This is a genomic window from Listeria valentina (assembly GCF_011800755.1).
Taxonomy (GTDB): Bacteria; Bacillota; Bacilli; order Lactobacillales; family Listeriaceae; genus Listeria; species Listeria valentina.
In genome coordinates this window covers 1-24,974 of sequence record NZ_JAATJW010000035.1, presented here as the reverse complement: position 1 = coordinate 24,974, position 24,974 = coordinate 1, and the positions used below count along the sequence as shown (strand labels likewise).

At 40.3% G+C, this 24,974-nt stretch carries 23 protein-coding genes; all 23 read right to left on the bottom strand.

Features of this window, described 5'->3' with window-relative positions:
- Nucleotides 1-229: 229 nt before the first annotated feature.
- On the bottom strand, nucleotides 230-889 hold the full coding sequence (gene phoU / locus HCK02_RS09000) for a phosphate signaling complex protein PhoU (RefSeq protein WP_167629790.1): 660 nt from the start codon (nucleotides 887-889) through the stop codon (nucleotides 230-232).
- A 14-nt stretch (nucleotides 890-903) separates the two neighbouring features.
- Complete coding sequence (pstB, locus tag HCK02_RS08995) at nucleotides 904-1,680, bottom strand: phosphate ABC transporter ATP-binding protein PstB (protein ID WP_425482878.1); 777 nt, start codon at nucleotides 1,678-1,680, stop codon at nucleotides 904-906.
- 15 nt (nucleotides 1,681-1,695) lie between these two features.
- Entirely contained in the window at nucleotides 1,696-2,439 is a 744-nt protein-coding gene (gene pstB, locus HCK02_RS08990) for a phosphate ABC transporter ATP-binding protein PstB (protein ID WP_246215567.1), read from the bottom strand.
- 122 nt (nucleotides 2,440-2,561) lie between these two features.
- Nucleotides 2,562-3,449: a phosphate ABC transporter permease PstA gene (pstA, locus tag HCK02_RS08985; protein WP_115753904.1), complete on the bottom strand. Its 888-nt coding sequence runs from the start codon at nucleotides 3,447-3,449 to the stop codon at nucleotides 2,562-2,564.
- The gene (gene pstC / locus HCK02_RS08980) at nucleotides 3,446-4,360 is read right to left on the bottom strand and encodes a phosphate ABC transporter permease subunit PstC (RefSeq protein ID WP_420812343.1); all 915 of its coding nucleotides are present in this window, start codon (nucleotides 4,358-4,360) and stop codon (nucleotides 3,446-3,448) included. Before pstC ends, pstA begins: the two co-directional genes overlap by 4 nt.
- Nucleotides 4,361-4,463: 103 nt before the next feature.
- Nucleotides 4,464-5,354: a phosphate ABC transporter substrate-binding protein PstS family protein gene (locus HCK02_RS08975; RefSeq protein WP_167629788.1), complete on the bottom strand. Its 891-nt coding sequence runs from the start codon at nucleotides 5,352-5,354 to the stop codon at nucleotides 4,464-4,466.
- A gap of 264 nt (nucleotides 5,355-5,618) precedes the next feature.
- Nucleotides 5,619-7,391 (bottom strand): two-component system histidine kinase PnpS, encoded by a 1,773-nt coding sequence (gene pnpS / locus HCK02_RS08970; RefSeq protein ID WP_167629787.1) that lies wholly within the window; start codon nucleotides 7,389-7,391, stop codon nucleotides 5,619-5,621.
- Nucleotides 7,392-7,395: 4 nt separating this feature from the next.
- Nucleotides 7,396-8,112: a response regulator transcription factor gene (locus HCK02_RS08965; protein ID WP_167629786.1), complete on the bottom strand. Its 717-nt coding sequence runs from the start codon at nucleotides 8,110-8,112 to the stop codon at nucleotides 7,396-7,398.
- Nucleotides 8,113-8,254: 142 nt separating this feature from the next.
- Nucleotides 8,255-9,430, bottom strand: a complete 1,176-nt coding sequence (locus tag HCK02_RS08960; RefSeq protein WP_167629785.1) for a PDZ domain-containing protein — start codon at nucleotides 9,428-9,430, stop codon at nucleotides 8,255-8,257.
- Nucleotides 9,431-9,463: 33 nt separating this feature from the next.
- Nucleotides 9,464-10,912, bottom strand: a complete 1,449-nt coding sequence (gene cls / locus HCK02_RS08955) for a cardiolipin synthase (RefSeq protein ID WP_167629784.1) — start codon at nucleotides 10,910-10,912, stop codon at nucleotides 9,464-9,466.
- 121 nt (nucleotides 10,913-11,033) lie between these two features.
- Nucleotides 11,034-12,395: a murein hydrolase activator EnvC family protein gene (locus HCK02_RS08950; RefSeq protein ID WP_167629783.1), complete on the bottom strand. Its 1,362-nt coding sequence runs from the start codon at nucleotides 12,393-12,395 to the stop codon at nucleotides 11,034-11,036.
- Nucleotides 12,396-12,527: 132 nt separating this feature from the next.
- Nucleotides 12,528-13,790, bottom strand: coding sequence for an NlpC/P60 family protein (locus HCK02_RS08945; protein WP_167629782.1), 1,263 nt, complete (start codon nucleotides 13,788-13,790; stop codon nucleotides 12,528-12,530).
- 89 nt (nucleotides 13,791-13,879) lie between these two features.
- Entirely contained in the window at nucleotides 13,880-14,764 is an 885-nt protein-coding gene (gene ftsX, locus HCK02_RS08940) for a permease-like cell division protein FtsX (protein WP_167629781.1), read from the bottom strand.
- Nucleotides 14,754-15,440, bottom strand: a complete 687-nt coding sequence (gene ftsE, locus HCK02_RS08935) for a cell division ATP-binding protein FtsE (RefSeq protein ID WP_115753914.1) — start codon at nucleotides 15,438-15,440, stop codon at nucleotides 14,754-14,756. The genes ftsX and ftsE overlap by 11 nt, the downstream gene beginning before the upstream one ends.
- 484 nt (nucleotides 15,441-15,924) lie before the next feature.
- Nucleotides 15,925-16,776 carry a YitT family protein gene (locus tag HCK02_RS08930; protein ID WP_167629780.1) on the bottom strand — a complete coding sequence of 284 codons (852 nt, stop codon included), beginning with the start codon at nucleotides 16,774-16,776 and terminating at the stop codon, nucleotides 15,925-15,927.
- Between the two features lie 14 nt (nucleotides 16,777-16,790).
- Nucleotides 16,791-17,892, bottom strand: a protein-coding gene (gene prfB / locus HCK02_RS08925) for a peptide chain release factor 2 (RefSeq protein WP_167629779.1) whose coding sequence is annotated in 2 segments (ribosomal slippage) — nucleotides 16,791-17,819 and nucleotides 17,821-17,892 — 1,101 coding nt in all. Because the reading frame shifts where the segments join, the coding sequence is not laid out codon by codon here.
- 114 nt (nucleotides 17,893-18,006) lie between these two features.
- A complete protein-coding gene (gene secA, locus HCK02_RS08920) occupies nucleotides 18,007-20,520 on the bottom strand; it encodes a preprotein translocase subunit SecA (RefSeq protein WP_167629778.1) in 2,514 nt (837 codons plus the stop codon).
- 367 nt (nucleotides 20,521-20,887) lie between these two features.
- Entirely contained in the window at nucleotides 20,888-21,217 is a 330-nt protein-coding gene (locus HCK02_RS08915; RefSeq protein ID WP_167629777.1) for an Imm59 family immunity protein, read from the bottom strand.
- A 233-nt stretch (nucleotides 21,218-21,450) separates the two neighbouring features.
- A complete protein-coding gene (locus HCK02_RS08910) occupies nucleotides 21,451-21,975 on the bottom strand; it encodes a hypothetical protein (protein ID WP_167629776.1) in 525 nt (174 codons plus the stop codon).
- Entirely contained in the window at nucleotides 21,965-23,461 is a 1,497-nt protein-coding gene (locus HCK02_RS08905; RefSeq protein ID WP_167629775.1) for a T7SS effector LXG polymorphic toxin, read from the bottom strand. Before HCK02_RS08905 ends, HCK02_RS08910 begins: the two co-directional genes overlap by 11 nt.
- Nucleotides 23,458-23,811 (bottom strand): DUF3958 family protein, encoded by a 354-nt coding sequence (locus HCK02_RS08900; protein WP_167629774.1) that lies wholly within the window; start codon nucleotides 23,809-23,811, stop codon nucleotides 23,458-23,460. The genes HCK02_RS08905 and HCK02_RS08900 overlap by 4 nt, the downstream gene beginning before the upstream one ends.
- Entirely contained in the window at nucleotides 23,808-24,101 is a 294-nt protein-coding gene (locus HCK02_RS08895) for a TIGR04197 family type VII secretion effector (protein ID WP_167629773.1), read from the bottom strand. Before HCK02_RS08895 ends, HCK02_RS08900 begins: the two co-directional genes overlap by 4 nt.
- Nucleotides 24,102-24,179: 78 nt before the next feature.
- Nucleotides 24,180-24,473, bottom strand: coding sequence for a WXG100 family type VII secretion target (locus HCK02_RS08890; RefSeq protein ID WP_167629772.1), 294 nt, complete (start codon nucleotides 24,471-24,473; stop codon nucleotides 24,180-24,182).
- Between the last annotated feature and the right edge of the window lie 501 nt (nucleotides 24,474-24,974).

Genomic DNA, 24,974 nt, shown 5'->3' with positions numbered 1-24,974 from the left:
CTATTATATATTTGATTAATTCACGATACAAAGTTCCTATATTATATTGATTTCGCAATAAATATCTAGTATTTAAATCAAAAAAAGAACAGAATTACCAAATCCTCCATCTATAAATGAATTCATTTGGCTGTTTCTGTTCTCTGTTTTAGTGAATTAATCTTATTTATTCCATAAATCCTAAACTCTAGTTCTACACATTCTATATTTAATTTCTTTTTTAGGCATTTTAGTTATTCAACTCTTCAATCTCACCACTATCCAGATAGACAATCCACTCTGAAATATTTGTGATGTAGTCACCAATCCGTTCTAGGTTTTGGGCAACTAGCAATAAATGTGAGATTTCTTCCACGTGATCAGGATTTTCTTGCATCTGCTCAATACATTTGCGGGACACGACTCGGTGCAACTTATCAACTTCATTGTCACGTGCGGCGATTTCACGCGCTGCCGCCGCATCTCCCGCTAAATAAGCGTTTAGCACATCGTGCAACATGGATTTTACAATTTCGCCCATTTCAGGAATCTCTGGGATGGGCTTCAACACTTTGCTGTCCCCTAAGCGAATCGTCGCTTTCGCAATACTGACTGCATGGTCCCCCATTCGTTCCAAATCAGAGCTTGCTTTTAAAACTGTTACAATTTTTCGTAAATCTGTTCCGACCGGTTGCTGCAAAGCAATCAGTTCAAAAGAACCTTGTTCAAGTGATAATTCCATATCGTTAATGGCTTTATCTTCCGCTATCACTTGATCTGCAAGCTTGCTATCCCGTTCTGAAAGAGATTTCATGGCTTTAAAAATCGCTTCATTTACAAGCATCCCCATTTCTAACAAATGTTGATGCAAATCGTTTAATTGCTCCGTAAATAACTTTCTCACTACCATAGTGTTTTCACTCCTTATCCAAATCGACCAGAAATATAGTCTTCTGTTTTTTGTTTTGTAGGGTTCGTAAAAATGGTGGTGGTGTCCGCAAACTCAATAATTTCGCCATTTAAGAAAAACGCCGTTTCATCGGAAATCCGAGATGCTTGTTGCATGTTGTGGGTCACGATGACGATCGTATAGTCTTTTTTCAATTCCAAAATCAAATCTTCCACCTTGGCTGTTGAAATTGGATCAAGCGCCGAGGTGGGTTCGTCCATCAAAATGACTTCGGGTTTTACGGCAAGAACTCGCGCAATGCAGAGGCGCTGCTGCTGCCCGCCCGACATTCCTGTTGCGGGTTTATCGAGCCTGTCGCTGACTTCATCCCAAAGTGCAGCTTGGCGGAGACTCCGCTCCACAATCGCATCCAGTTCTTTTCGGTTCGTCACGCCGTGCATCCGCGGTCCGTAAGCCACATTATCATAAATCGAAAATGGGAAAGGATTCGGCTGTTGAAAGACCATCCCGACTCGTTTTCGAAGTCCCACAAGATCTACCTTCGCTTGATTAATTTCTTCATTTGAAATTTGGATGCTACCTGTTGTTTTAACGTTTGGAATTAAATCGTTCATCCGGTTGAGCGTCCGCAAAAATGTGGACTTGCCGCATCCGGATGGACCAATGAGTGCGGTAACTTGATTTTCTTTGATCGCAAGCGAAACCTTTTTTAAAGCTTGCTTAGTTCCATAAAACAAGTCAACATCCGTTGTTTCAATCATGAATTTGGTTTTTTCGGTCGTCATTTCCATTTTAAAATCGCTCCTTTAACCAAAGTTTCCAGAAATATAATCTTCCGTCCGCTTTTCTGATGGATTCGTGAAAAGTTCCGTCGTTTCTTTGAATTCTACAACTTCGCCGAGATAGAAAAAGGCTGTGAAGTCCGATACACGTGCGGCTTGTTGCATGTTATGCGTCACAATGACAATCGTATATTTCTCTTTTAGTTCGTTGATCAAATCTTCAATTTTGCTAGTCGAAATCGGATCGAGTGCCGATGCTGGTTCGTCAAGGAGCAAAACTTTAGGCTGCATCGCAATTGCCCTTGCAATACAAAGCCGTTGCTGTTGTCCGCCTGAAAGTGAGAGAGCGCTTTTATTCAAATCGTCTTTCACTTCATCCCAAAGTGCGGCCCCGCGTAAGCTTTTTTCCACGCGTTCCATCAATTCTTTTTTACTTCGCATCCCGTGACGTTTCAGTCCAAATGCAATATTTTCATAGATGGATTTCGAAAATGGATTCGGTTTCTGAAAAACCATCCCGATTTCTTGTCGAATCCGGTAAAGATCAATTTCTTTCCGATTAATATTGATATCGTCATAGAAAATTTTCCCTTCCGTCCTGCAGCCATCAATTTCTTCATTCATGCGGTTAAGCGCCCGCAAATAAGTGGATTTGCCACATCCGGATGGACCGATTAGCGCGGTAACTTGATTTTCAGGGAAGGCTAAATCCACACCTTTGATCGCATGATTGTCGCCGTAGTACACGTGGAGGTCTTCTGTAGCCATCGCATGGCGGCTTGCTGCTAAGCTAGATCCATTCGCCAAAGCTTCAGTTCTTGTTTCTTGCTTATCCAGCTTCTCTGCACTGGTTTGATTTTTCGTTAACAGCATCTTCAAAACTCCTTTGTTTAAGACGAAGACGTCATTTTTTTGAATACTAGTTTGCCAAGTAAGCGTGCTAAGATATTGAACAGAAGCACCGATAGAATCAAGACAGCCGAGGCTCCATCCGAAACCGCGCGTGCATCTGGCATGATTCCTTCACCGTTGATTTTCCAAATGTGTACGGCAAGCGTTTCTGCCGGGCGGAAAATGTTGAGCGGCGAGGTGACATCGGCTGGGTTCCAGTTTGTGAAGTCCAAAATCGGCGTGCTTTGTCCTGCTGTGAAAATAAGTGCTGCGGCTTCACCGAATACACGTCCTGCCGCAAGGATGATGCCGGTTATGATCGCCGGAAGAGCGGCTGGGACAAGAACTCGCGTGATGGTTTCCCATCTGGAGATCCCAAGCGCAAGACCTGCTTCACGTTGTGTATTTGGAATCGCTCGAAGCGCATCCTCAACGACGCGGATCAAAAGCGGTAAGTTGAAAATCGTGAGGGTGAGCGCGCCGGATAATACCGAGAAGCTCCAGCCCATTTGGATAACGAAAACGAGGAATCCGAAAAGTCCTACTACGATGGATGGCAATGAACTTAAAACTTCGATGGTTGTTCGAATTAAGTCGGTCAGCCAATTTTTTCTGGCATATTCAGCCATGTAAATCCCTGCGCCGAGGGCAAGGGGAATCGAAATGAGCATTGTTATGATCAACATGTAAAAGGAATTCCAGATTTCAGGTCCGATCCCACCACCCGCTTTAAATGCTTGCGGAGGGTTTGTCAGGAAATCGAGGCTAAGTTTTGGCACGCCTTTCACAAGAATATAACCAAGTAAACTTGCGAGTATCAGGGTGATAAGGACGGCTATGAAGTAAAAAACGCCGGTTGCAATCTTGTCTTTGGTTTTTACATTCATTTCGCTTTCCTCCTACGGCCGATGAATCGGATAATAATGATGAAAAAGAGTGACATCGCAAGCAGAACCATCGCAAGCGACCAAAGAATATTGTTATCGAGCGTTCCCATGACGGTATTTCCCATGCCCATCGTCAAAATACTGGTCAGCGTCGAAGCGGGTTCGAAAAGTGAAGTTGGAATCACAGCTGAGTTCCCGATCACCATCTGAACTGCCAATGCTTCACCAAATGCGCGAGCCATCCCGAATACAACGGCTGTCAAAATGCCTGCACGTGAGGAGCGAAGCACGACACGCCAAATCGTTTGCCATCTTGTTGCTCCAAGTGCAAGTGAAGCTTCCCGGTAGTGGCGAGGCACGGCTTTGATTGCATCTACGGAAAGTGATGTGACCGTGGGTAGAATCATGACGGTTAACACAACTGTGGCAGCAGCAATCCCGAAGCCACTTCCCGCAATATGCTCTCGAATAAATGGCACAATAACACTTAAGCCAATAAATCCATAAACAACCGACGGAATCCCAACAAGCAGCTCAATAACTGGTTGCAATACTTTTTTCCCGAAACGCGGTGAAATTTCAACCATAAAAATCGCTGCTCCAATAGCAAGCGGAGCCGAGATACAAGCCGCTAGCAAAGTTACCGCAAACGACCCGATGATCATCGGAAGTGCGCCGACTAGGGCATTGCCAGCTGCATCTGTTTTCGTTGGATTCCAATCCTTCCCAGAGATGAAATCCCAAAATGATACTTTATTAATAAAAAAGGTGGATAATCCTTTTGAAATGACAAAATAAAGGATGGAAACTGCCGCGATGACCATCACAGCAATACAGATAAAGGTAATAATTTTCCCTCTTGATTCAAGGCGTGCTTTTTTGGATACGCGTGTCAGTTTTTCTTCATTCATGATTTCCAAAACGTAAAACTCCTTCCGTTCCCTAACATGCGGGCAAGTCTATCCTAGTCACGAAGGATAGACTTCCCATTTTCACTATTTTTCGCATTTTGATTTATAACTCGGTGATTTTCCCGTCTGCATCACGTTCCACTTTCATTTCTTTAATTGACTGATAGCCAAGTTGTGGAACAATATCTTTTTGGACAGCGTCACTGACCATGTAATCAAGGAATGTTTTCGTAAGTCCTTTTGGTTTTCCGTTTGTATACATATGCTCGTAAGACCAAATTTTCCATTCGTTCGTTGCGACGTTTTTCTCATTTGGTTTTACACCATCGACAGATAAGCCAACTACAGATTTATTAATGTAAGAAAATGCTAGATAACTGATCGCTCCAGGCGTTTCGCTCACAATTTTACGAACCGTTCCAGAAGAATCTTGCTCTTGCGCTTTAATCGGTGTTTCACCTTTTAGCGCCCACTGTTCGAACGTGGCACGCGTTCCGCTTCCTTCAGCTCGGTTAATGACAGTTACTTTCTCATCTTTACCGCCGACATCTTTCCAGTTTGTTACTTTTCCTGTGAAAATGTCGATCAACTGTTGTTGCGTTAAATTATCAACGCCGACATCTTTGTTCACGACTGGAGCCATGCCAACAACGGCCACTTTATGATCAACCAGTTTCGAAGCATCAACACCATCTTTTTCTTCCGCAAACACATCGGAATTTCCGATTTCAACTGCGCCTTGTTGAACTTGCGTTAGCCCCGTTCCAGATCCGCCACCTTGCACATTGATTTGTGCTTTAGGGTTTTCCGACTGAAATTGGTTTCCAGCAGCTTCAACAAGAGGTTGTAACGCCGTTGAACCAACAGCTGTAAGTGAACCAGATGTTCCCTTATCACCGCCTGAGCTATTTGAAGAATTTCCGCCCCCACAAGCTGCAAGAATAAGCATTAAAGCTGATAAAATTGTTGCTATACCCAAAACCTTTTTTTTCATTTTTTTATTACCCACCTTATTTGATAAATTGGTTATCCTTACAATACCTACTATAACCAGAAAGCATTAAGCCGTTATTTAGCTAATGTTAAGATCGTGTAAATCTTTAAATTTCGTAAAAAAGATGACAAGAAAATGAATTTTTTGAGCTAGAAAAACACGCCTAGGCGAAAATTTCGCCTAGGCGTGTTAAGGTTAGCTTGCTATAATTTGGGATTGTTACAAAACTTCGTTTTTCAAGTATATGCTTGGACGAAAGACAAACTACTTCTTCGGCCATTTAATTTCAAATGCTGTTCCTTTATCTTCTTTACTCGTGACAAAAATTTCACCAGCCATACTTTCCACCAGGTGTTTCACAATCGAGAGACCTAGCCCCGTTCCGCCAGAATGGCGGCTTCTTGCCTTATCTACTCGGTAAAATCGTTCAAAAATCCGCTCCAAGTCTTTTTCTGGAATCCCAATCCCATTATCGCTCACTTTCAGCACGACATAATCTCCCGCGTCGTCCAAACTCAAGCGGACTTTTCCTTCTGCTTGTGTATATTGAATCGCATTCGACAACAAGTTGACGAGAATTTGCTGGATTCGGTCGCGCTCTGCTGCAATTTCAAGTGGTGGTTCGTGTTTTTCTGGCAGTTCCAGTTCGATCGACTTTGTAGCTGCAAATTCTCTCACCATCTCTACCGATTGACGAATCACATCATCTAAGTTCACTTGTTCTATTTGAATAGGAAGGGTTTTCTGTTCAATTTTCGAAAGCGCCAAGATGTCCAAAATTAATCGATTCAATCGTTCGCTTTCGTCTTTAATAATTGTTAAGAATTGTCGTAGCAGCTCTTCGTCGTGCATCGCTCCGTCAAGCAAGGTTTCAGCAAAGCCTTTGACTGCCGTTACTGGCGTTTTTAGTTCATGCGATACGTTCGCAACAAATTCAGAGCGAACGTTTTCCAAATGACGGATTTGCGTGATGTCATGTAGTAAAAGGACAATGCCTGAGACTTCCCCGTCCTCCATCAAAATCGGTGTCACGCTGGCGTCTAAAATCATTTCTCTTGGGAAATAAATCGACACTTCTTCTTGTGCGCGCTGCTTTTCTTGAAAGCCTTTTTCAATTAATTGACTTACACTAAAGCTTTTAATCACCTCATAAAATGTTCTTCCAGTAATTTCTTGCTCACCTAAAATTTGATACATTGCTTTATTGGTCATGATGATTTCTTTATCATAGTTGATCAGCATAACTCCGCTCACAAGATTTTCTACAATCGCAGATAGGCGCTGAGAATTTTCGCGGATTTCATACATTTGTTGTTCTAAGCTTTCCGCTAGTTTATTAACAGAAACTGAAATCTCTTGGAGTTCCCCGCTAGATTTCCCGTAAATTCGACTGCTGTAATTGTGCGAAGCTAAGTCATTTGAAACTTCAATAATTTCTTTTACAGGACGTGTAATTCGCCTTGCAATAATGATGCTGATCGCTGCAATAATAAGTAGAATTGGAATCAAAATCAAGAGCAGATTCCCCCAAAGCGTATCCACAGCTTTTTCAATAGATTCAAGTGAAACCGAAATCCGTATAGCCCCATCTACTTTTCCGTCATGCAAAATAGGCACCGCTACATAGAGCATTCTGTAGCCTACTGTAGTGCTTTTTCTTGTTGCAATCCCGACAGACTTCTCGCCTTTAAGTACCGTTTGAAATTCCGGTCGGCTCGCATGATTTCCAAGCTTCTCTGGACTTTCTTTCGAGTCCATCACTACTTTACCTGCTTGATTGATAATAGTAATTCGAGCGTCAACTTCTTGCCCAAGCGGTGCGACAGCCTCTTTCAGTTCTGCTTCACGTCCATCTAAATCCCGATTGCCGAGATTCAGTGTATGCACCAAAATTTGCGCTTCATCTTTTAACTGATCTTCTTTCATTTTCATGTAGGTTGATTTCATCAGTTCACCAGAAAAAATCCCTACGACAACAATCGTAATAAAAAATAAAATGAAGAACGAAACACCTATTTTCAACCACAATTTATTCATTCGCTTATTCCTTTGCACTTTCCATTTTATATCCAAATCCACGAACCGTTTTGATATATTGCGGTTGCTTCGTGTCCGTCTCGATTTTATCGCGCAAATGGCTCACATGAACGTCAACGATTCGCGTCTCACCAATGTAATCATAGTTCCAAACCGCATCAAGCAACTGGTCACGCGAGAACACTTTTCCACGATGCTTTGCCAAATAAAGCAGTAACTCAAATTCTTTCGGTGTAAGTTCAAGCGCCTCACCGCGCAAAAAAGCTTGATAACTTTCTGGAAGAATTTCCAGTTCCCCGATGACGAATTTATTTTCTTCTCCGCCCCCTGATGCCCCTTCACTTGATTTGTCTTCCTTCGCGGTGCGTCTTAAGATCGCTTTGATTCGAGCAAGGACTTCGCGCGGACTAAACGGCTTCGTCAAATAGTCATCTGCACCCAGTTCAAGACCGATAATTTTATCCAATTCCTCATCTTTTGCCGTAAGCATCAAAATCGGCACATCCACTTTACTTTGCCGTAATTTTTTTGTCACCTCGATGCCATCCATTTTAGGTAACATCAAATCGAGTACAATCAAATCTGGCTGCTCCGATATTGCTCGTTCATATCCCTCTGCACCATCAAAAGCAGTGATTACTTCATAGCCAGCCTTTTTAATGTTAAATTCCAGAAGTGTAACAATGGATGTTTCATCATCTACAACCAAAATTTTTGTCACAAAGCTTTCCCTCTCTTCCAACTTTCCTCTATTTATTAACCTAAATATAGCATGGATTTAACGTTGCCGGATAGCAATCCACAATTTTTTACAAAAACTTAAACAAAAAACAAGCCTGCTTCAAGAAGCAGGCTTGTAAAGATCATCTTGGCTCAACAAGCAGCAAACCCAGTTCAAATGACTCGTTCTCATAAAGAGCGGTCTGTTCAAAACGCGGCTCTCCATTCAAACCCACCACTTTCAACTTGCAAAAAGCTCGGTTTTTATTTAACGCTTCATAAAGCTCCGTTCGGTTCTTCACGGGGACGCTATTTACTTCCGTGATTTTTTCACCAGCAACAAGATGCATCCGCGACGACGGCGTATTTTCACGCGCTCCTAGAATCACAATTCCATCTGGTTCTGGTTTGTAGCGAAGCGGTGCATTTTTGTCTATCCGGTAGAAGCGCCATGAAATCCAGAATCTCGAAATGATCGCAAGCACGAAGGCAACGAGCGTCATAACTGGCGAAACAATGCTAACTAGCCCAATCGCTGCAACAATGACTGCAAGCGTGGTGACTTGCATCGCAATTTTCTGGCTTAAATCTTCCGGCAGTTCTGAACGCGTTTGTTGCTGAAAGCCAATTACAAGCGGCAATAGCACTAGCGTGTAGGATTCAGAACCAATGTTAAAAATCGGCCAAAAATCAAATATATGCGTAATTTCCGTTCCTGGAACAAAAGCAATGAGCGGGATGAACCAAAGCTTTCTAAGCTGGAACCCGCCGACAAGCTTACCGCGTCCGCTTTTTCTAAGTGAGGGCGATGGCGACTTTGCACTGGTATGTTGAATTAACCAGGCTTCAACAAATAATAAAATCGCAAGCAAGAAAGTCATTGCAATCATGAAATTATCAATATAAAGCGCATCATAAGACAACAAAGTGTCTTGGAGAGGGCCAAATTTAATATCATAATAATAACAGAAATAAAAAACTAAACTCGAAATCCCAATGGTGATTGCTGTTGAGCTAAGCCTGAACATCGCTACGATCAGAACCAAAACCGTTACAATATTAAAAATAACAATCCAGACTTGCATGACGCCGAATCCAATGAAAAAGGAAACGATAGATAAAACAATCGCAATTCCGATTCCAAGTGTGAAAAAGTTTTTCAGCTCAAGAAATGGCGAATAAATTCGAACGCTAAACGAACGCCGCTCCCATTTCACACGGTTAAAGCCAGCCAAGACTGCTAATAGAATCGATAAGTAAAAAACCGGCTGAAGTAGCAAACTCAGTATTCCTTTTAAAATAATTTCTATGACATTCATCTCTACAAAAGCCCCCTAAAAACCGATTCTTTCTTATAATATGGGTGCAAGCAACCGGCTTACTGCTTCTTTAAATTTAATCCAAAGTGAACGCTCGCTATAAAGTTCTGGCGTTAGCTGATAAGACTTCAAAATATCTTCGAGGAAAATATCTTCAAGCTTTGCTGCCAGAGCTTTCTCATAAATAAAGGCATTCACTTCAAAATTCAAACGAAAACTCCGGAAATCCATATTCGCCGTCCCAACCGACGCAATTTCCCCATCAATAACAAGCATTTTCGCATGAATAAAACCATTATCATAAATAAAAAATTTAGCGCCTGTTTCCATGAGTTCCCCAGCATAACTAGTCGTCGCCCGGTAAACAAACGGGTGATCCGGTTTATTCGGAATCATAATCCGAACATCAATCCCCGACAGCGAAGCAATTTTAAGTGCTTCAAACAAGCTTGCATCTGGAATAAAATAAGGCGACTGCAAATAAATCGACCGCTTCGCCGAATTAATCATCTTAATATAGCCATTCTTAATTTGCTGCCACTCTGAATCCGGTCCACTCGACACAATTTGCATCGACGTTTGCCCTTTCCCATGAAAAGTCGGGAAATAACGCGCCTTATAATCAATCTTATGATTAGGCGCCGCCGAATTCCAATCCATGATATAACGCGTTTGCATCGCATACACAGCTTTCCCGTGGACGCGCAAATGCGTATCGCGCCAGTATCCAAATTTTTTCGAAAGTCCGAGGTACTCATCGCCAATGTTGAACCCGCCGATATAACCCACTTTGCCATCAATAATCGCTAACTTTCGGTGGTTCCGGTAGTTCAGCCTAAAATTGATCAAGGGTAGTTTAGACGGGAAAAACGGTCTCACGATCCCTCCGCTTTTCTCCAGTTCTCGGAAAAAAGATTTCTTAGTCGTTCTTGACCCCATTGCATCATAGATAACCTTGACGTTAACGCCTTCTTTGGCTTTCTTTTCAAGCAAGTGAATCATTTTTTTGCCCAACTCATCCGAGTGGAAAATATAATAAATAATATGTATATGATCTGTCGCTGCTTCAATATCTTTCATTAGCGCTTCGAATTTTTCGTGTCCATCGACATACACTTGTACGTCATTATCTTGTGTTAAAATAGCCCCATCGTTAACTAGCAAAAGATAAACTAGATCCCGGTAATGCTCCACATTCGGATCACTAAAAGGAAATTCATTTTGTCGAATCAACTCAATTTGGTTCGCAGTTGATTCTTTAATCCCAATTTTTTCTTGTCCTTTCCAATCAAAAATCTTTTTATTGGAAAGTTTTCTCCCAAAAATCAAATAAATAATGAATCCTAAAATAGGAACAAAAGTTAAGACAAGAAGCCAAGCCCACGTAGCAGATGTATCTCTTCGCTCCAAAAAGACTGTAACCCCTGCAAAAAACACATTTAGCACTAACAAGATGACTAAAATAGCTGTCAAAATTCCCACTTAGCACTCTCCTTTTTCACTTACTCTAGAACATCATATCATAAAAATAAGGTTTCGCCTATTCTCCCCAAAAAACACCCCTCTTTTCCACAGCTAGAAAAGAGAGGTGCCTTCAAAAATTTTATAAATATGGAGCTGGGTTTATAGGCACACCATTTTTGTGAATCTCAAAGTGCAGATGTTGTCCAGTTGATTGACCTGTTGATCCCATGATTCCGATAGCTTGTCCTTGCATTACATTTTGACCCGCAACGACATTCAAGCTTCCAGCACGCATATGACCGTACAATGTTTGGTAACCATTTCCATGGTCAATTTCAACGACATAGCCGTAACCACCATAGCCACTTCCTGGCGCACCATAACCTGCAAAAACTACACGACCAGATGCTGCTGCAACAACTTGAACCGTGCCGCCTGCCGCAATATCTTGACCTTTATGAGATTCATGTTGTCCAGTTACCGGATTCGTCCGATCGCTAAAGCCTGAAGTTAAAATACCTTGAGCCGGTTTGATGAACATACCACCAGCTGAACTTGATGAACCGCCTCCTGTTGATGGCGCTTGCGCCACTGGTGAACTTGCGGCTGGTACAGATTTGCTTGATCTTGGAGCAGCAGACCTTGCTGATGCTGCAGAATGTGCCGCAGCTTGTCTACGTTGTTCTTCCATTGCTCGTTTTGCCGCTTCTTCTTTTTTACGTTGTTCTTCTGCATATGCAGCAGAGATGTTGGAAAGAAGCGTTTGTTCTTGGCTCGAAAGCTTACTTTTTTGTGACTCAAGAAGCGCCGTTTCCTGCGCCGTTTTATTTTTCTTCGCAGCAAGCGAGCTGATTAAATCATTTTGCTCTGCTTTTTGGCTTTCCAAGTTGTTTTTCGTCAGCATAATTTGATCTTTCATCTTATTTAATTCTGCCAATTTTTTCTCAGAAGCATCTTGCTTATCCTTCAATAATTTTTGATCACTTTTTTGCTTTTCCATAATTTCTTGATCTGATTTCACGATAACTTGTACCAAATTAGCACGATCAATGAAATCACTGAAATCTTCCGCCTGCATCAAAATCGTTAAATAGCTCTTTCCGCTTCCGCTCGTTTGAATTGCTCGTGCGCGTTTTTCAAGAACTTTTTGGCGTTGCTTAATTTCTTCTTTAAGCGTTGCAATTTCTTGTTTTAACTTTTGAACTTGTTTTTGCTCAGTATTTACCTTCTCAACTTGTTCTTTCAACTTCGCGTTCGTTTCATCAATTTCCTTAGAAACACGTTCCAATGTTGCTTTAACAGAAGCAGTATCCGATTCGATTTGGTTTAATTCAGAGTGTTTTGTTTCAATCCCCTTTTCCACCGATGATCTTTCTTCTGTAATACCTTGTTTTTGTTTTTCCAATTCTGAAATGTTTGACGCAAATACATTCACCGGTTGTAAAATTAATACTGCAGCAGCAATGGTTGCAGCAAAGCTAATCGTTTTATTTTTTTTCATTCTTATTTCTTTACCTCACTTTATTTTTACTACTTTTAACTCACATTTATTTCGTTTTTCTATAAAAAAAGTACCTTTATCACAATTCGACAAAGGCACTTCTTCGATTTTCAAATGTTTGTTTTTCACTCTTTAGAAGTTTGCTACACGACCGTAGCCTACAAGATAACGAGCCCAGTATCCGCTCGAGATATTATCATACTTAACGCCGTTATTTTGTGCATTGATCATTTGACCGCCGCCAACATAAATCCCAACGTGTGCAATTCCGCTACCATAGTTAAAGAATACTAAGTCCCCAGGTTTTGCTTGACTTGCACTTACTTTAGTCGCAGATGCATATTGAGCACCAGAAGTTCTTGGGAGGCTGATTCCAGCAGCTCTGAATGCATAAGAAGTAAATCCTGAGCAGTCAAATGCGCTTGGACCAGAAGCTCCTAAAGAATAAGGTTTGCCAAGTTGTGCACGAGCTGCTGCGATCATTGCAGAATACCCACTGCCGCTTGGAGCTGGTGTATTGCTGCTAGCTGATGATCCGCTGTTTGAAGAAGAGCTTGCGCTACTTCCTGCAGAAGATTTACTGCTAGAAGAAGAAACATTGCTTGCAGATGCTGTATGATTTGAGCTTGAAGAAGATGAACTGCTGCTTGTTGATGCAACAGATTCTCCAGCAGTTGGCGCTGCTGCTGCCGCTAATTCACGAGCACGTTCAGCCGCTGCTGCTGCTTGTTTATCACGTTCACTTACAAGATTAGATTTTGCTTTTTCAGCTCCTGCTTGTTCAAGAGCAAGTTTAGCAACAACCGCTTCTTTTTCTGCTTTTTGAGCTTCGATTTTATTTTGTTGTGCTTCGAAGTCTGCAATTGCTTGACGTTGTTTATCTTGTGTTTTCTTCACTGCAGTTTGTTTTGATTTAAGTGCAGCTTCATCATTTTGTTGATCGTCTAAAATCGATTTATCAGAGTTAACAAGTTCGTTAACAGCTGAAACACGACTTACTAAGTCAGAGAAATTGTCAGCTCCTAGAATAACATCAAGGTAAGCATTTGAATTTGAAGTTTTTTGCATTGCGCGTGCGCGTTCTTTCAAAACTTCTTCGCGTTCTTTAATACGTTCATTGATTTCTTGGATTTCTTTGTTTAACTGTTTAAGTTCTTTTCCTGTTTTGTCAAAGTCCGCTTGCAAATCTTTCGCTTTCTTTTGAGCAGAATCCATATCAGAAACTAGTTTTGATAGTTCCGATTGTAAATCGCCTTTCTTAGCTTTCAAATCACTGATTTTTTTATCCTGCGATTGGATATCCTTATTTACGTCCGCGAAAACATCTGTCGTAAAAGCTGGTGTTAAACTCATAACTGCTGCAAGTGAGACTGCAATAAACGCATTTTTTTTCAAAGAATTTACCTCCTAAAAAGCTCCCTAGCTTTCCTTTTATTTTTTAGATTATTTTTGACTGATTCGGGTATATACTTCTGTACACCTTTTTAGACTTTCAAGAACCTTCTAATTGAAATAGTACTTCCCCAAATACCAATTAAAACGCCTATCAAGATAATGAGTGCACTTAATTCATAAGCAAATGGTGTTGGTGGTAAGAGCGAAAGTGACGTTGTTGCCAATTTCGGATTCACCAAATTGTAAGTGTTAATGTAACCTACAAAAGTTAAGATAACCGGAATGATCGAACCAATTAATCCAAGCCAAGCGCCTTCTAGAATGAAAGGCCAGCGGATGAACCAGTTTGTCGCTCCGACCAGTTTCATAATTTCGATTTCCCTGCGACGCGAGAAGATAGCAATCTTAATCGTGTTTGAGATGAGGAACATCGCTGTAAGCAGTAATCCAATACTTAGAATCACACCAGCATATCTTGCCCATTTCAACGTATTAAATAAATTATCTACCGTTTTCTCGCCATATTCAGCGTCATCTACATGTTTTAGTTTTTCAATTTTCGTTGCCACTTTTTTCGTCTGCTCTGGCTCTTTGGCCTGAACAACAAAAACATCGTGGAGCGGGTTGTCTTGTTTAAACAGTTCGAAGTTTTTTCCGTAAGCCCCAACAAGTTTTTTAAGTTGTTGGTCTTTCGAGGAGAACGTTACATCTGCAACGCCACTCACTTTTTCGATCTCCGCTTTTAGTTCGTCTTCTTGTTTTTGATTGGCCCCAAGTGAAATATGTACGTTAATTTGTACGTCATTTTCAACATCAGAAGCAAGTTTATTCATGTTGATTAAAATAGAGAAGAACACACTCACAAGAATCAATGTAACTGTTACAGCACTTGCTGCCGCAAAAGTCATCCACCCATTTCGATAAAGGCTTTTCAAGCTCTCTTTGACATGCCGTCCAACTGTTCTAAATTTCATATCCATATTCTCCTTGCTCTTCATCACGGGCGATTCTACCATTTTCGATAGCAATGACTCGATGTTTTAGCGTGTTCACAATTTCTTTATTGTGTGTCGCCATAACAATCGTTGTCCCGTTTTTATTGATTTCCTCAAGGATATTCATGATTTCCCATGAAGTATCTGGATCGAGATTTCCGGTTGGTTCATCAGCAATCAGAACTTTAGGCGTATTCGCAATTGATCTAGCAATTGAAATCCGCTGTTGTTCTCCTCCTGAGAGTTCGTCGGGCATCATTCGGACCTTGTGCTTTAAATTGACCAAATCAAGCACTTCCATGACACGATCTTTAATTTCAGCTGGATCTTTTTCCACGACTTCCATCGCATAAGCAATGTTTTCATAAACAGTTTTACTTTGAAGTAATTTAAAATCTTGGAAAACGACGCCAACATCTCGTCTCAAGTAAGGAACTTCCTTGTTTTTCATGTTGATAAGATCAAACCGATCAACTTGAATGTTTCCTTTGGTTGCTCTTTCTTCTCGGTAAATCATTTTAATAAAAGTGGATTTACCAGCTCCACTTGGACCAACAACATAGACGAATTCCCCTTGGTCGATTTTAACATTCAGACCATTGGCAGCAGTGATGCCATTCGGGTACTTCTTATAAACGTCTTCCATAACTATCATTTAATCACCTTACTCGCCTTTCTTAATAGCTTCGGTTTAAAGGTAATGCAATGATAACCTTCGATATAAAACTGTTACTTCGTGACAAGGAGTCTGTCACAACAGAGACTATTATAACATTCTAGTTTTTCAACTTTAGGTTAATTGCATTACAGTTATATTTCAGCACATGACAATCTGTGTCTTGTTGTAATACACAGTTGCAAAATGGATGTTCACTTTTTAATTTCACAATGAATTTGACTTCAACATTTTTCTTTCAGGAATTGCTGTTTACTAAACATCAATTTTCCCGATGAACCTATTGTATCGTTTTTCAAGGCAAAATAACATTACAGTGATATTAAAAATCATTACAGTTTTTAAGCAGAGGCATAGACCGATCAAAGCTTCAATTCGCTCATGTTCACTCGATCACAAAATTTTCTGTCATCAAACTGTTATATAAAAAGACAGCCGTTCCATTTTAGAACGACTGTCTTATTTAACGGTTAAAACCTTCTCCCATGACTTCACTTGCACTCATGACAACAACAAACGCATTTGGATCGATTTCTTTAATCACTTCTTTCAATTTTTGAAAACCACGTTGTTGACTAACGCATAAAAGAATTTGCTTTTCATCATCCGTGTAGCCGCCTTTTGCTTCAAGACGCGTAATACCTCGTCCGACTTGAAACAGGACTGCTTCACGTATAGCTTCTTGGTGCTCCGAAATAATCAGCACCGTTTTCGATTGATCTAAGCCCACTTGTACTAAATCAATTGTCTTACTCGTCGCGAATAAACCAACTAAAGCAAACAAGCCCGATTCAATATCAAACGTTATCATCGCAAGTACAACCACCGCTCCGTCAATCAACGCCATACAAATGCCAAGTGACAAATGGGTGTATTTATGCAAAATTTGTGCAATCACGTCTGTCCCACCAGTTGATGCTTTCCCCCGGAACACAATTCCAAGCCCAAGCCCAACCAAAACGCCACCAAATAGCGCACCAATTAGCGGTTCTTTTGTCCAAGGATCGAACCCTTGAGAAAGATAAACAAACAATGGAACAGCCATTGTTCCAACGAATGTTTTTAAACCAAACTGGTAACCAAGAATAACAATGCCGGCAATAAATAACGGAATATTTAAGGCCCACTGAATAAACGCCGGCATCCATCCAGTCAAATAGTAAAGGATGGTACTAATACCACTTACGCCGCCAGACGCAATGTGGTTAGGCAAAAGCAGCACATTGAAAGCAAGCGCAATAACAGCAGCTCCTAAAATGACAAATAAATAATCGTGCAATTGACGTACAACGGGCGAATGAAAGTTTTTCCCCATAGTTTCCCTCCGAATCAGTTAATACGTGAACGCAAGTAAGCATTAACAAAGTCGTCTAAATCGCCGTCCATAACCGCTTGAATATTTCCCGTTTCAACGTTTGTGCGGTGATCTTTCACCATGGAATAAGGATGGAAAACATAAGAACGGATTTGGCTTCCCCAGCCGATTTCTTTTTGTTCTCCCCGAATTTCAGCCAGTTCCGCTTCTTTCTCTTCCTGTTCTTTTTGGTAAAGCTTTGCCTTAAGCATCTTCATCGCTTGTTCCCGGTTTTTCAGTTGCGAACGTTCTGATTGGCAAGTAACAACGATCCCAGTCGGAATATGCGTCATCCGCACAGCAGAATCCGTCGTATTAATATGCTGTCCACCAGCACCCGTTGCCCGGTACGTATCAATTTTCAAATCTTCCGGCCGAATTTCAATCTCAATATCGTTATCCATCTCAGGCATAACATCCACCGAAACAAATGAAGTATGGCGCCTTCCAGAAGAATCAAACGGCGAAATCCGTACCAATCGGTGCACCCCTTTTTCCGCCTTAAAGTAACCATAAGCATTGTGTCCCTTAATGAGAAGCGTCACACTTTTGATCCCCGCTTCATCGCCTGCTTGATAATCGAGTGTTTCCACTTTAAATCCTTTTTTCTCAGCAAAACGTTGATACATCCGCAAAAGTATCGAGCCCCAGTCTTGTGACTCCGTTCCGCCAGCTCCGGGATGCAGTTCCACAATTGCATTATTCGCATCATATGGATCGCTTAACATTAGTTTCAATTCAAAGTCATCCAGCTCTTTCACAAAACTATCTAATTCCTCTTCAAGTTCCGCCTGCAGATCCGCATCATTTTCCTCACGAAGCAGTTCCAAGCTCACTTCGAGATTCTCTTGTTCTTCTTCCAATTTGTGAAAAGCATTAAATGTATCTTTCAGTCCATTCGACTCATTAATCACTTTTTGCGCCGCTTGCTGATCGTTCCAAAAGTTCGGATCGAGCATTTGATCTTCCAGCTCAGCGATACGCGCTTCCATGCTTTCTAAGTCAAAGAGACCCCCTAAAATCTTTTATTTGGCTGTCCGTTTTTTCCAGCACATTACGAATTTCTGCTAATTCCATTGTTTTTCCACCTTTTTCGATTTATTCAAAAGCTATTCCTAGTATAACGAAATTTTCTAGAGAAATCTATTGCTTTTTCCACAAGAAAAGGCGCCAAAAGTGGCGCCCCGAGATTTAAGCTTCTTTTCCGTGACAATTTTTGTATTTCTTACCGCTGCCGCAAGGACAAAGATCATTTCTACCGATATGATTATCTTTTACAACCGGTCTTTTCTTCGCTTCAGGTTTCCCTTCAGCAGGATCAACTGCCTCACCTTTTGCGACTTGTTCACGTTCAAGGTTTTGTCTAATTTCAGCCTTCATGATATACTTCGCAACTTCTTCATCGATGGAGGAAACCATTGCTTCGAACATTTCAAAGCCTTCTGATTGATACTCACGAAGCGGATCAATTTGACCATAAGCACGCAAGTGGATACCATCACGCAAGTGATCCATCGCATCGATGTGGTCAACCCATTTAGTATCTACAACACGAAGCAAGACTACTTTTTGGAACTCATTGAAGTCTTCTTCTGGAAGAAGATTTTCTTTTTCATCGTAAACTTCCGTAATTTTTCCGTAAACGAAGTCTTCGATTCCTTCAGAATCCAAGCCTTGTAAATTTTCAACTGTTACCGCTCCCTCAGGAAGCAAGTTTGCATCGAGATAGTCAACAATCGCCTGTAAGTTCCAGCTTTCTTCCGCTTCATGAGAAGAAGCATTAGCAGAAACGATAAAGTTGAGTGTCCGTTTAATCATCGGCTCGATGATTTCACGCAAACCATTTTCAGCCGTAATCACATCATAACGCTGTTTATAAATGACTTCCCGTTGTTGGCGAAGAACATCATCATATTGCAAGACTTGTTTCCGCGAATCAAAGTTATTTCCTTCAACACGTTTTTGTGCAGACTCTACAGCTCGACTGACCATCTTACTTTGGATTGCTTCTTCACTCATGCCAAAGCGTTCCATCATGCTCTTCATATTATCCGAACCAAAGCGGCGCATCAGTTCATCTTCCATCGAAAGATAGAATTGAGTTACACCAGGGTCCCCTTGACGACCAGAACGACCACGCAACTGATTATCAATCCGGCGTGATTCATGACGTTCCGTACCAATAACTGCAAGCCCGCCTGCCTCAAGCGCTTCGCTGTCTAGTTTAATATCCGTACCACGACCAGCCATGTTGGTTGCGATCGTGACAGCACCATGTTTTCCGGCATTTTCGATAATATTGGCTTCACGCTCATGTTGTTTCGCATTTAAAACATCATGCGGAATCCCTTTACGTTTTAATTTACTTGCGATCAGTTCTGAAGTTTCAATCGCGACCGTACCAACAAGAACAGGTTGTCCCTTAGCATGTCGTTCCGCAATATCATCAGCAACAGCACTGAATTTTGCATCAATCGTTGTATAAATCAAATCCGGACGATCATCCCGAACAATCGGACGGTTTGTTGGAATTTCAATAACCCGCATGTTATAAATATCTCGGAATTCTTCTTCTTCCGTTTTCGCCGTACCAGTCATCCCAGCTAATTTTTTATACATCCGGAAGTAGTTTTGGAATGTGATAGTGGCCATTGTTTTTGATTCATTTTGAATCGTGACATTTTCTTTTGCTTCAAGCGCTTGGTGAAGCCCTTCACTAAAGCGACGACCTTTCATAATCCGACCAGTGAATTGATCGACAATTAGTACTTCGTCATCTTGAACAACGTAGTCAACGTCGCGAGCCATTGTATAATTGGCTTTTAAAGCTTGTGCAATGTGGTGAAGTAAGACGGTATTTTCCAAATCGTAAAGATTTTCCACATCAAAATATTTTTCCCCGCGTGCCATACCTTCTTCAGTTAAGTTAACTGATTTCGTCTTGATATCCACTGCGTAATCTTTTTCTTCCGTAAGTGTCGCAACAAATGTGTTGGCACGTACATATAAAAGATTGGATTTTTCCGCTTCGCCAGAAATAATTAGCGGCGTCCGTGCTTCATCGACCAAGATGGAGTCAACTTCATCGATAATAGCAAACGAAAGCGGACGCTGAACCATTTGCTCTTTGTAAACAACCATGTTGTCCCGCAAATAGTCAAAGCCCAGTTCATTATTTGTGCTATAAGTAATATCGCACGCATATTGTTCACGTTTTTCTTCGCTAGAAAGCTCATTTAAGTTAAGTCCCACTCTAAGCCCAAGAAACTCGTAAAGCACACCCATTTCTTCAGCATCCCGTTGCGCCAAGTATTCATTGACTGTTACAACGTGCACACCTTCACCAGAAAGGGCATTTAAATAAACAGGAAGAGTAGCCGTAAGCGTTTTACCTTCCCCAGTTTTCATTTCCGCAATATTCCCTTCATGAAGAACAACGCCCCCCATTAATTGCACACGGAAAGGATAGAGCCCTAAAGCACGCTTAGCACCCTCTCTTGCAACAGCAAACGCTTCGACTAAAATGTCATCAAGCGTTTCGCCATTTTGAACACGCTCTTTGAATTCAGCTGTCTTTTCACGCAAACCATCATCCGATAGTTGCGCAGTTTCATCTGCAAGAGCTTCAATTTGATCTGCTTTTTTTTCAAGATATTTAATATCCTTTTTACCGGATTCAAACATCTTTTTTAATAATCCTGCCATACTAATTCTCCTCTACTAAATTTAACTAAAACTCGCTATTCTATATGAATTCCGGATACTATCAATCAAATAAGATACACTACTTAATTTTATCACTTATTCCGAAAAAATGATAATAGGAAGTTTATTTTTCGATAAGTCATCCACCATTATACCATTTAATTCAGCATATAAATATGTATTTTCAGTGACATTTTTAAAGTTAACAAAATCACTCAAAGAAATGAAGATATATCAGCGATTATAAAATAATTTGTGTTTTATATATCTAATTCTTAACAAAATATATACTATAAAATCAGGGGCATTTTAGGGGCGTGAAATAAAAAAAGACCTTTTTGCATTAGGAGCAAAGAGGTCTTTTATTTTATATGTTTTTATCCCATAGCGAACATGGATATTCAGGTTTTTCTCCTTTCTGCACTGATCTACGATTTGATAAAACTGTTAACTGCATCAAATACAAAAATTTGCTCATAGCATCGAAGAAACTTTCAAACTCATACTTGCCCTCAACGCTGGCTCTATCGGCAGTCATATAGACTTCAAATTTATCATTGCTTTTTTCTACTCGTATTTGATATTCTTGTCTATTATTTTCTGTGCCTTCAAAGATAGAGTATCTGAGTGCCTCGTAGCCTAAAAGTTCAACATCATTTTCTAGAATTTCTTTATACTCTTGCAATTTAGATTCCATCTTACTTTATCTCCTTTAATAACCCTAATTTTTCATACCAACTAACAGAAGTACTAAATTTAACCTGTATTCCTCCGCCTGCTCCAAAAACCTCTGCAATCTTTCCAGCTTTAGGATTTGCTAAATCTTCAAGAGTAAATTCAAACCTCCCATGCTCTTCTCTAATTTTTGTCTTTCTGTAGCAGACATATTATCAAAAATAGGAATATAAATTTCTGAACTAAAACAAGTGTTTATTTCCAATTAGTAAAATACACTTTAGTTAACATTTTATCAGTTGCTTTATTACATTCTTGAAGATATTGATCTGCCTCTATTCGACTTATTTTATAATCTAATGTTTCTTTTCCTTTTTCGAAAACACTTCCGTCATAATAAGTCAGTTTTCCACTTTTATTAACTGTCAGAGAAATAATAGTCTCCTTGTTATTACTTCCATTATGCATAATAATATCATAGTCAATTTTATTATTTGCAGGAGCACTTATTGTTATTCGCGGATTATTTTTAATCTTTAAACTAACAATCCGTTTGTTCATCTTCAAGTAATAATGATCCACCTTATAACCTGCTTTTTCCACTTCATCTGCATATTTTGATGTACTCATTAGTGTTTCTACCTTAGAATATCTATTTTTATGAGAATTATTATATACATATGGATAGCCAGAAACTTTTGCATATATAAAAATACTTACTACAATAATAACAATTATAATGCAAGGTATCCCAAGAAAAATCTTTTTCCTATTTGACATTACTGTTTTCTCCTCGTTTTAAGTATTCATAAAAATCTTCTTTATGTTTTTTCCTTTCAGCTTCCGTATAGCCTCCATTAATATGATTACTCCCAATTGTGTCAGCATCCATAATTTGATTAATTACTTTTTCGCCAACTTGTCTATTACCATCTCCATAGTTTTTATAAAATTCATCCACTCTATTTATAGCGTTTTTATTTATAGCATCGTTATATTGCGTTTGTACTCTAAAAATATTATCCCTGTTTGCTTCCTTCATTTTATTATAGGTATTTATCGCATCTAAGTCAGACGAAAAATCAACATCATCATAGCGTCCAGAATCAACGTCTCCTTTAAACGATATCTCTTCATGCTCATATCCCTCATTTGCAAGATGACTTATATTGTGTAGAGCATTACTAATTGAAAGAAAGCGAGTCCAACTTTTTTCCGTAAATGCCGCAATTTGAACAGCTTCATGCGCCAAATCTTTTTTACTAGTCGTATTTTTATGCTGAGTATCAACTGCATTTTTCAATGTGTTAATTTCAGAATTAGATAAGCCATACTGTTTACATAGGTTATATAAATCGTCTTCCTCCATTGTTCCACAGATTGCCTTCCAGCGCCTAGCTACATAATTATCAGATGCACAAGAAGCAATAATCCGATTAAATTCATAAATAACCTGTTCATTATCCCAATTTTTTTCATTTGCTGTTTTTAAAATACCTTCTTGTAATTCATAGATAACTTCAGCTTCAGAATTTTTTATCCCATAAGTTTCTACATAATCTTGTATTATATCATCTTTATTAATTTGATTAATACTCATAACTTGTTTTCCTTGACGAATTTGCCATTTTTGATTAATTGTCTTAACCCAGTCCAGATTCAAACCAGTTGTCCCAAATGTTCCACTTGTTCCATTCCAAGCAGTTTTTGTTTGGGCAATCCCTTGGTCAATGGCCTGTTTCAAGCTCGCAATTTCTGAAAAAATACTCGGCGAACTCGCATGGAAATCCCGTAACTTTCGAAGTTTATCTTCCAGTTCTTCCTTATTGGTTTGATAAGCCTGGATCAAATCTTGATTGAGATTGAGTTGCGTTCGCTGATCCGTTTCGGGTAATAGAGATTGTGTAATTTCTGTTTGAAGCGCATTCGCTTGGTTAATAAGGTCATTTGCTTTTCGAATTTGTTCTTCCAGCTCAGATTCCTTTAAGTCCCCACTATCCACTTCACTTTGGTAACGTTCCGGGAATTTCTTAACGGCTTCTTCTGTCGCTTCTGTCAATAAAATACCACCCTGAACTAAAGGGTAGAGTACCGCACTATAATAGGCTTTAGCTGAGTCATATGCCTTTCCTATCAAAAAAGGTTCTAGGGTAAACTGACTAATTGCTTGTTGAAGAGCTTCATAGCCCTCTAAATGTTGCTGGCAAACCTGACTCGTACTAGTCGCTTGGGCTTTCGACTTTGACACATACATATCAATGCTCATGCTTTCCCCTCCTGTTCGTCTAAGAATGCTTTTCTTTTTCCGTAGGCGACTTCATCGACTTGTTCTTCTAGGTCTCTTTTTTCTTGTTGCAAGGTTTCTTCCATGATGTCAAAATGCTCTTGCGTGGATCGTGAAAGGGAAAAAACCCGTTCTTGCATGTCTTCACGCAAAAACGCCCGATCATTTTTCCGAAACTGCCAACTCACCTCTTCCACAAATCGGAGTCCTTGTCGAAAATGGTTCTCATAGGCCTCTTGAAGTTGCTGAACAGCCCGCCTTTTTTGTTGATTTTCGTCCACTTTCCCCATTAACCGCCGTTCCTCTTGCTGCCACTCGGTCCACGTCTTCATGATGTCGAGCCTCCAATCGATGAAAGGCTGTCCCCTATTTCTGCATCTTTCGCGGCAAAGGCCTCCGCGACACTTTGCAAGTTCGTACTTGCTGCCGTTAACGCACTCGCAATCTGGGAAACTGCTTCGACTTCTGCTTGAATGGCCGTGTGCGCCTGTGTGTTCCCTCCAACTGTTGTTTCTTCATCCTTCGTAACGGTTGTTCCTTGTTTTTGAAGTGTCGAAACCGCCTGTTGAAGCGCGGTGGCTTTTTCGGAGGCTTGGCCTAAATCACTCGCTACTGTGCTCATTCATGCTCCTCTCCTTCTTACTTTTTAGAAAAAACGACTCTTACGAGAAACTCATAAGGGGCGTATTCGGTATTAGGCTTAAAATCCGAAGTTTTGAGAAAGTTGTTGGTCTTGTTCTTCCACCGCAGTGGCTGTTTTTTGAAGTTGTTGTTCAATTTGGTCCATCAAATTCGCAAACTCGGTTACTTTTGGTTTCAACTGATTAAACTGATCATCAAATTTTGCAAAAGCTTGTCCTTCCCATTCGCTCCGAAGTTGTTCTTGGGTTTGAGATAAGCGTTGTAGCATTTGTTCGATATCCCGTGCGCTTGTGCCGTATGTTTTGGCACGATCTCGTAATTCAGCCGGGCTCATTCTGATTTGTCCTGACATTCTACTCCATCTCCTATTTTATGTATTTTTCTTGCAATTATAATATACCATATTTTAGAAATGAAATTGTGTCGAATTTATGAACTTTTTACCGAAAGATATACAAAAAAACACCACCAACTTGTGGGAGTTGATGGCAAAAAGGGATTAAGTAGTTGATGAAATGCTTGGATAAAAGTAATCTTAAAGGATTCCCCTACCTGATGAGATAAGGGAACCCGTTACTTTACCCAAACTTACTATATCATATTTCCTTGTTTTATTGTGTGACAATTTTGTGAACTCTTGTTAAAAAACATAAAAAAAGACCAACCTGCGGTTCTTGAACAGGTTGGTTAAAGTTTTTCGAACAGAAACAAATTCATTGTAGCATATGCAACGACTGATAGTAAACAGGTTTAGAGCATAAAAAAAAAGAACCCCGCCCAAAAAAGGACGAGGTCGCAGCATAGTAAGGGAGTTGGCAATGCAATCACCCGTGCATAAGGGGGTGCTCATGCA